At 68.6% G+C, this 6,069-nt stretch carries 9 protein-coding genes; 2 read left to right on the top strand and 7 right to left on the bottom strand.

Annotation, left to right across the window (positions count from 1 at the left end; translation table 11 throughout):
• Positions 1-143: 143 nt before the first annotated feature.
• The 6 genes from AB0M52_RS28995 to AB0M52_RS28970 all read right to left on the bottom strand — a co-directional run bounded on the left by AB0M52_RS28995 (position 144) and on the right by AB0M52_RS28970 (position 3,604).
• Positions 144-455 carry a spread protein gene (locus AB0M52_RS28995; protein ID WP_363960258.1) on the bottom strand — a complete coding sequence of 104 codons (312 nt, stop codon included), beginning with the start codon at positions 453-455 and terminating at the stop codon, positions 144-146.
• Positions 452-2,107, bottom strand: coding sequence for an FtsK/SpoIIIE domain-containing protein (locus AB0M52_RS28990; RefSeq protein ID WP_363960255.1), 1,656 nt, complete (start codon positions 2,105-2,107; stop codon positions 452-454). The genes AB0M52_RS28995 and AB0M52_RS28990 overlap by 4 nt, the downstream gene beginning before the upstream one ends.
• Entirely contained in the window at positions 2,107-2,271 is a 165-nt protein-coding gene (locus tag AB0M52_RS28985; RefSeq protein ID WP_363960252.1) for a hypothetical protein, read from the bottom strand. The genes AB0M52_RS28990 and AB0M52_RS28985 overlap by 1 nt, the downstream gene beginning before the upstream one ends.
• A 428-nt stretch (positions 2,272-2,699) precedes the next feature.
• Positions 2,700-2,915, bottom strand: coding sequence for a hypothetical protein (locus tag AB0M52_RS28980; protein WP_363960249.1), 216 nt, complete (start codon positions 2,913-2,915; stop codon positions 2,700-2,702).
• 81 nt (positions 2,916-2,996) lie between these two features.
• Complete coding sequence (locus AB0M52_RS28975; protein ID WP_363960246.1) at positions 2,997-3,206, bottom strand: hypothetical protein; 210 nt, start codon at positions 3,204-3,206, stop codon at positions 2,997-2,999.
• On the bottom strand, positions 3,206-3,604 hold the full coding sequence (locus tag AB0M52_RS28970) for a transcriptional regulator (protein ID WP_363960243.1): 399 nt from the start codon (positions 3,602-3,604) through the stop codon (positions 3,206-3,208). The genes AB0M52_RS28975 and AB0M52_RS28970 overlap by 1 nt, the downstream gene beginning before the upstream one ends.
• 184 nt (positions 3,605-3,788) lie before the next feature.
• Between AB0M52_RS28970 and AB0M52_RS28965 the strand changes: the two genes are divergently transcribed.
• Positions 3,789-4,655: a winged helix-turn-helix domain-containing protein gene (locus AB0M52_RS28965; protein WP_363960241.1), complete on the top strand. Its 867-nt coding sequence runs from the start codon at positions 3,789-3,791 to the stop codon at positions 4,653-4,655.
• Positions 4,652-5,359: an HAD family phosphatase gene (locus tag AB0M52_RS28960; RefSeq protein ID WP_363960238.1), complete on the top strand. Its 708-nt coding sequence runs from the start codon at positions 4,652-4,654 to the stop codon at positions 5,357-5,359. The genes AB0M52_RS28965 and AB0M52_RS28960 overlap by 4 nt, the downstream gene beginning before the upstream one ends.
• Position 5,360: 1 nt before the next feature.
• Here AB0M52_RS28960 and AB0M52_RS28955 read toward each other — a convergent pair whose 3' ends face one another.
• The gene (locus AB0M52_RS28955) at positions 5,361-5,612 is read right to left on the bottom strand and encodes a hypothetical protein (protein ID WP_363960235.1); all 252 of its coding nucleotides are present in this window, start codon (positions 5,610-5,612) and stop codon (positions 5,361-5,363) included.
• Between the last annotated feature and the right edge of the window lie 457 nt (positions 5,613-6,069).

Here is a 6,069-nt window from a genome sequence, read left to right as displayed (position 1 = left end):
GATGATGTCGCCGGCCTGGGTGTCGGGCGCGCAGTACACGCAGTGCTGGTCGGGGTCGGTGTGGGACAGGTCGAGGCAGATACGGCGGATGGGCCGGCGGGCGAGTCGACGGGTACGCATCAGGGAAGCTCCAAGCAGCCAGGTCAGCGGTGGGTGGGGGTGATGTGGACGCGGATCCACTCCGGCGGTTCGCCGGTGGAGGCGATGGCTTCGGAGAGGCAGCGCCACAGCGCCCACGCCTCGTTGGGGGTCAGGTACATGCGGCGGCGGCCGGAGCCGACCGCGACGTACAGGTCTGCGTCGGGGGTGACCCGGACCGTGACCGGCACCGACGCCTTGTCGACGTGCGGGGCGCGCAGCCGGTAGAAGCGGCGCGGCTCCGGCGCGGTGGGGTCGGGTTCGTCGGCGTAGGGCATCCGCACCGGGGCCGACTCGGGCAGCTCGTTGGTGGTCATCGCGGGTCACTCCCGTTGGTGGGGTCCAGGGCGTTCAGCAGTGACGGCGGTAGCAGCGGCGCGGCCTGCTTCGGCGGGGTCGGCCGATAGGTGTGCCGCCCGTTGCCGTTGCCGTTGCCGTTGCCGTTGCTGCGCGGCGCCGGAGCCGGGGCCGGGGCTGGGGCTGGTTCGGGCTGGATCTCCGGCGGGGCGGGGAAGGTGGCCGCCATGTCCCGGATCACGTCGTCGGGCAGGAAGGAGAACCGCACCCGCGCCGGCTCAGGCTGGCCGTCCAGCAGGACGTAGGCGACGCCCTTGGCCGACAGGGGGATCTGGTCGGCGAGTGCTCCGCGGTCGCGGGCACCGTCACCGAGTAGCAGGTCGACGTGAGCACGTTCGGTGAGGCCGAGGGCGATGCGGGTGGGGAAGAAGTCCCGGACCGAGACGACTTCCTTACGCGGGTCCTGGGTCGCGGCGACGACCAGCACACCCAACCCGGCACCTTGGGTCAGCAGCAGTCCCAGCGCCTGGGTGATGCGTTGGCGGATGTCGCTGTCGGGCAGGAACGCCAGCAGCGCGGCGATCTCGTCAATCACCACGACGATCAGCGGCTCATCCGTGGTCGGCGTGTGCACCCGCACCTTGCCCCGCAACGCCTTCTGACGGGCGCGCATCCGGGTCACGGCGTCGTCCAGGAGGTCAGCCATGCGGGACCAGTCGTCATCGACGTACCGAGAGAACAACGCCCGACCGATGGACAGCTCCATGCCGCCCTTCGGGTCGATCGCCCACACCCGCACCAGACCCGACCGGATACCGGCCGCCAGAGCGCGGAGCAGGGACCAGATGACCGAGCCCTTGCCCATCCGCGTCGCTCCACCGATCAGGACGTGGGTGGCGAGGAGGCGAAGGCAGTAGGTGGCGAGGTCTTCCCGCAGCCCCAGCGGCAGGGCGGTGAAGTCCGGCCGGACGGGCACGGGCAGCGGGGCGACGACGCGGGTCAGCGGATCGCGGCGGATGAACACCAGCCAGACGTGGCGGGGCCGGTCCCGGAACCGCACCCGATCCACCAGACGCAGCAGCCACGCGAGACGTCCCGTACGGTCCGGGGGTGCCTGTCGGCGGCCGGAGAACACGCGGCAGTGCCGGGTGCCGAACGAGTACGCGAGGTCCCGGGCCGCCTTGTGGTAGACCTCCGGGTTCTGGCCCTTCGGCATCCGCAGCACCAGCTCATCGGTGGCGTACGAGCAGCGCACCGACAACAGCCGCGGCAGCTTCTCCCCGCCGTCGTACTTCTTCACTAGGCCGCACAGGGACATGACCTCGTGCCACTGCCTGCGGTACACCCACAGCCGCCGCCACAGCGTCACCGCGCGGAGCACGACCAGGCGGTGGAACGAGTCCCGACCGCGCCACCACCAGACGGCGGCCGTAGCGGCGGCGACGAGCAGGACCAGGAGGTGAGGCCACCAGCCGTGGGAGCGGTAGGTGTCGACGGCGAGCAGGACCAGGGCGACGGCGGGCCAGGCTCGCCAGTGTCGGACCGCGGCCACCAGCAGCCGGACCGCGAGGCCGGTGAGGCCGGCGAGCAGGAACAGGGCGGTGACGGTCCAGACCAGCGGCCACGGGGCGGAGATCTGGAAGCGGCGGAAGTTGACCAGCGGGGCGCGCATTACGCCACCGCCTTGCGGGTCTGCTGGTCGATCCACGTTTCCGCGCAGACCTTGTGTACCGGGGTGCCCTTCGGGCTGCGGCAGATCGCCGGCTTCCCGCAGAGCACGCACGGGACCGGCTCGCCGGCACCGCCGGAACGACGCCAGTCCAGAACAGTTGGCATGATGAGACCGCCCTTCCAGGCCGACAGGGGTTTTGGAGGGCAGCGGGGCGGTCGAGCTTTCCTAGGGCCGAGACCGCCCCGCGCCATCAATCAGTTGGTGTTACTTGTGGCGGCGCTCGATACGAGCCGCCGCGTCGAGACCGGCCTTGCCGGACCGGCCAGCGCCTGACACCTGTCCCTGCCTGGTCGCGGTCACCGCGATGCGGGGGCAGTAGCCACACGCGCCCGAGTTGTTGCACGTACACGAAGGCGGGCGAGTACCTTTGGCCATCGGTGGGACCTCCTGAGTCCTGCCGACCGGCCCGCCGGGAGGTGCAACTCTCGGCGGGCCACCCTTTTCAGCCAGTCGGCTGACTGACCTCGCCCCGCACGCCGAACCCGCAAGTTGAAGCTCGGCGCACGGCGACACCAGTCACCCCAACGGTGGGTCAGTAGCCGTGCCGCCTGAGCGCGTCGATCGCGGCGGCCTTCTCCGCCGGGGTCGCCTTGCCCAAGGCGGTTTCGAACGCGGCCTTGGCCGTGTCGAACTCCGGGCTGTCGATGTCCCGATCAGCGGCGTCCGTTTCCTTCATCCCCAGGTTGATCAGCTTCATCACCTGGTCACGGCGGACCGGCTCCGGCTTCCTACCCCCGAACAGACCCATGACGGGTACTCCTTTCCAGCCGCCAGACGATCTGGCCGCCACCACCGCCACCGGGTGATGAGCCGGTGACGACAGAGGCAGTCAGGAGGCCGCAGCCAACGGGACCGACAGGGACTCACGCGCGTTGGCCAGCACACCGGCCAACCGGTCGATCTCGGCACGAGGCAGGAACACGGCCACGTTGTTGCCAAGCTCGCCCAGCTTGAGCACGATCCGGTTCTCGTCCGGGTGGGACCGGAACGACAGTTCGGTGTCGGCGTCGATGTGCACGCCCGCCGTCACGGAGGCCATCAGGCGGCCTTACCGCGCGTCTCGGCCAGGGTCTTCGGCGCGACCAGCGCGGTCGCCCGGTAGGAGAACGCCAACCGGCCGTTCGACCCGACGTACGGCGTCACGGTCAGGCCCTCGAACTCCACCGGCTGGAACGGACCCACCGGCGGAACCGGCTGGTGGTCCGCCAGGACCTTGATCGACACCTCACGCGATCGGGCACCCAACTCCGGGTCCATGTCCATCACCCGGCACTGCCACACCCGCTGACCCGTCACCTTGTCCTTAGCCGGCGTCCGCTGCCGGGTCGCCTCGTTGAAGTCCTGTGCCTCCGCGATCGAGTCCGGCACGAACACCGCGCCGTGCGGGAAGACCGCCTCGAACGGAACCGAGAACCGAGTACCACCACGAAGAGCCATCGTTTCTCCTTCAGCGCTAGGCGCTTCCTGCTCGGCCGGACGGTTCCGGCCGAAACGAGGCACCAGGCTTGGGGTGCCTGGCTAGCCAAGTGGCTTGATGTCGAGACTAGGGGCGCTTGGCTAGCCAGGTCAAGAGTTTGGGTCGGAGTTTCCTGGCTTGGCTAGCCAGGGGTATCCTTGGCTTGTGGCCGAAAACCTGGACTACCTGGGGAAACTTGACCCCGATGACCCGAAGCAGGCGTCACAGCAGATCGCAAACAAGCTCCGGGCCGCGATCCTCACGCGCCGACTGGCGCCCGGCGACAAGCTGCCGTCGCAGCCCGAACTCGCTTCCCGCTATGGAGTCGCACGGGAGACCGTCAAGCGAGCACTAGAACTACTCCGCTCGGAGCGCCTCATTATCACCAGGCAAGGCAGCGGCGCCTTCGTCCGAGCCCAGACGCAGCGGGCAGTGGAGCTACGACCCCACATCGAAGCCGCGTTCGAGCGGCCTCACGTCACGATCGACTTCGCCGGCTTCTCCGGCGAGACACTGCGGGATGCACTTGCCGAAGTACTGGACAAGGTCCGCGTTGGTCGCCTCGCTCCGGAAACGATCGCGGTGCGCGTACTGGTCTCCGACATGTCAGTTCCCATGGCGCTGCCCGCTAGGGCCGAGACACAGTCCGACGACCCGGCCGTACGAGAGCGAGCCAACCGCATCACCCGCAGGGCCGCCGATGGCATCGTTGACCAGGTCACGGAGCTAGGCGACCTGGGCTTGATCCGCTCGGCCACGGTTGAGGTGCGGATGCACCGCGGTTCCCCACAGTTCAAGCTCTACGTACTCAACGGCGAAGAGGTGTTCTTCGGGTTCTACCCCGCCGTCGAACGGACCGTCACCATCAAGGGCGAGCCCACAGCCATCTACGACCTTATGGGCAAGGACGTCCCGCTCTTCCACTACGCCGTCACCGACGACGGCACCTCTCACGGCACCCAGTTTGTGGAGGCATCCCGCCAGTGGTTCGACTCCCTGTGGACGACGATCGCCTATCGGTACGAAGGATGACCGCCGACCTTGAGCAGTTGTGCCGCGATGCCCGCGCCCTGCTGCTCGACTTCGACGGCCCGGTGTGCAGCATCTTTGCCAACTACCCGGCCCCACAGGTTGCGACGGAGCTGCTAGATCTGCTGGCGAGCCAGGGCGCGGCAATCATGGATGACCTGTCCGAAGAAGCGGACCCGCTAGAGGTCCTGAGGCGGACCGGCAGCTTGACGAATCAGGAGCTAACCCGCGTTGTCGAAGAGGCCCTGATCGCAGCAGAGGTGAGGGCGGCATCGACTGCGGAACCCACTGCCTATGGCCGGGAGGTAATCGTGGCTGCACGCCAGCTGCACCTGCCGATCGCGGTGGTCAGCAACAACTCACCGCAGGCAGTGGAGACCTATCTGAGGGAGCACCGACTGAGCCGGCATGTCGCCAAGACTGTCGGCCGGGCGTACGCCGATCCTTCGCGCATGAAGCCGAACCCTGCGCCCATCTTCGACGCATCGGTATCCCTTGGGATCGTCCCGGCGCTGTGTGTGTTGGTTGGCGACTCACTCTCGGACATCGAAGGAGCCAAAGCCGCAGGCGCCCGTGTGATTGGGTACGCGAACAAGCCAGCGAAGGTAGCAGCGTTCCATGCGGCGGGCGCGGACGCGGTGGTCACGTCGATGCGCCAGATAGCCCAAGCGCTCCTGGACCAGGGTGTGCAGGGCAAGCCGCGGTGAGTCATTCGGGCGGTTTCGTTGTAGCGTTGCCGGTGATCTCGCGCCACTTGCCGCCATCGGCTTTCACGAGACGCGTGGCCAGCTGCCTGGCCTCGTCCTCGGTGTCGAACTCCCAGCGGAGAACCTTGCCTGTCTCGGAGTCGCCGGCCCTGGCGACGACGTGCCAACGGACCTCGCGGGCGAGCCACACGTCACGCCGAGTTAGCCGGCCCCACGTTCCGTTCCACCAGCGCGTGACCAGCTCCCTCGCCATTCGGTGATCGTACAGATGTGCTAATCGGGTGGTGGGTGAAGTGGTGGGAACGGGCGAGGGGAGAGCCCGAGCGGGTCAGGCCATGAGGAAGCCGCGGCGCCGATGTAGGAGAGGGTTGGCAGGCGACCACGCGCGGAGCAGACAGGGCAGCCAGCGTCAGACGCGGATGAGCCGCAGCGATCCCCCGAAGGTGACGCCGGACGACGGCGGCCGGGGTGGGTGTTGTGTTCGTGCCGGCGTGGTCGACTCGGAGCGCTTCCTGTGATCTGTTGCCGAATTGGCCTGTACTAGATCAAGGCGCTCCGCGCGGCGCGGGCCGGGGCGCGGTAAACGGCTCCTGCGGAGCCGCCGCCCCGCCCGCCTCCGGCGGCGGGGCGGAAAATCAACCGGCCCGGACCCCACGCCCCGCCCCGCGCGTCACCCCTGGGTCAGTGAGGTGACCCGGTGACGAGTCCCG

The sequence above is a fragment of the Micromonospora sp. NPDC051296 genome (assembly GCF_040682255.1).
Classification (GTDB): Bacteria; Actinomycetota; Actinomycetes; order Mycobacteriales; family Micromonosporaceae; genus Micromonospora; species Micromonospora craterilacus.
This window is presented reverse-complemented; position numbering and strand designations above follow the sequence as displayed.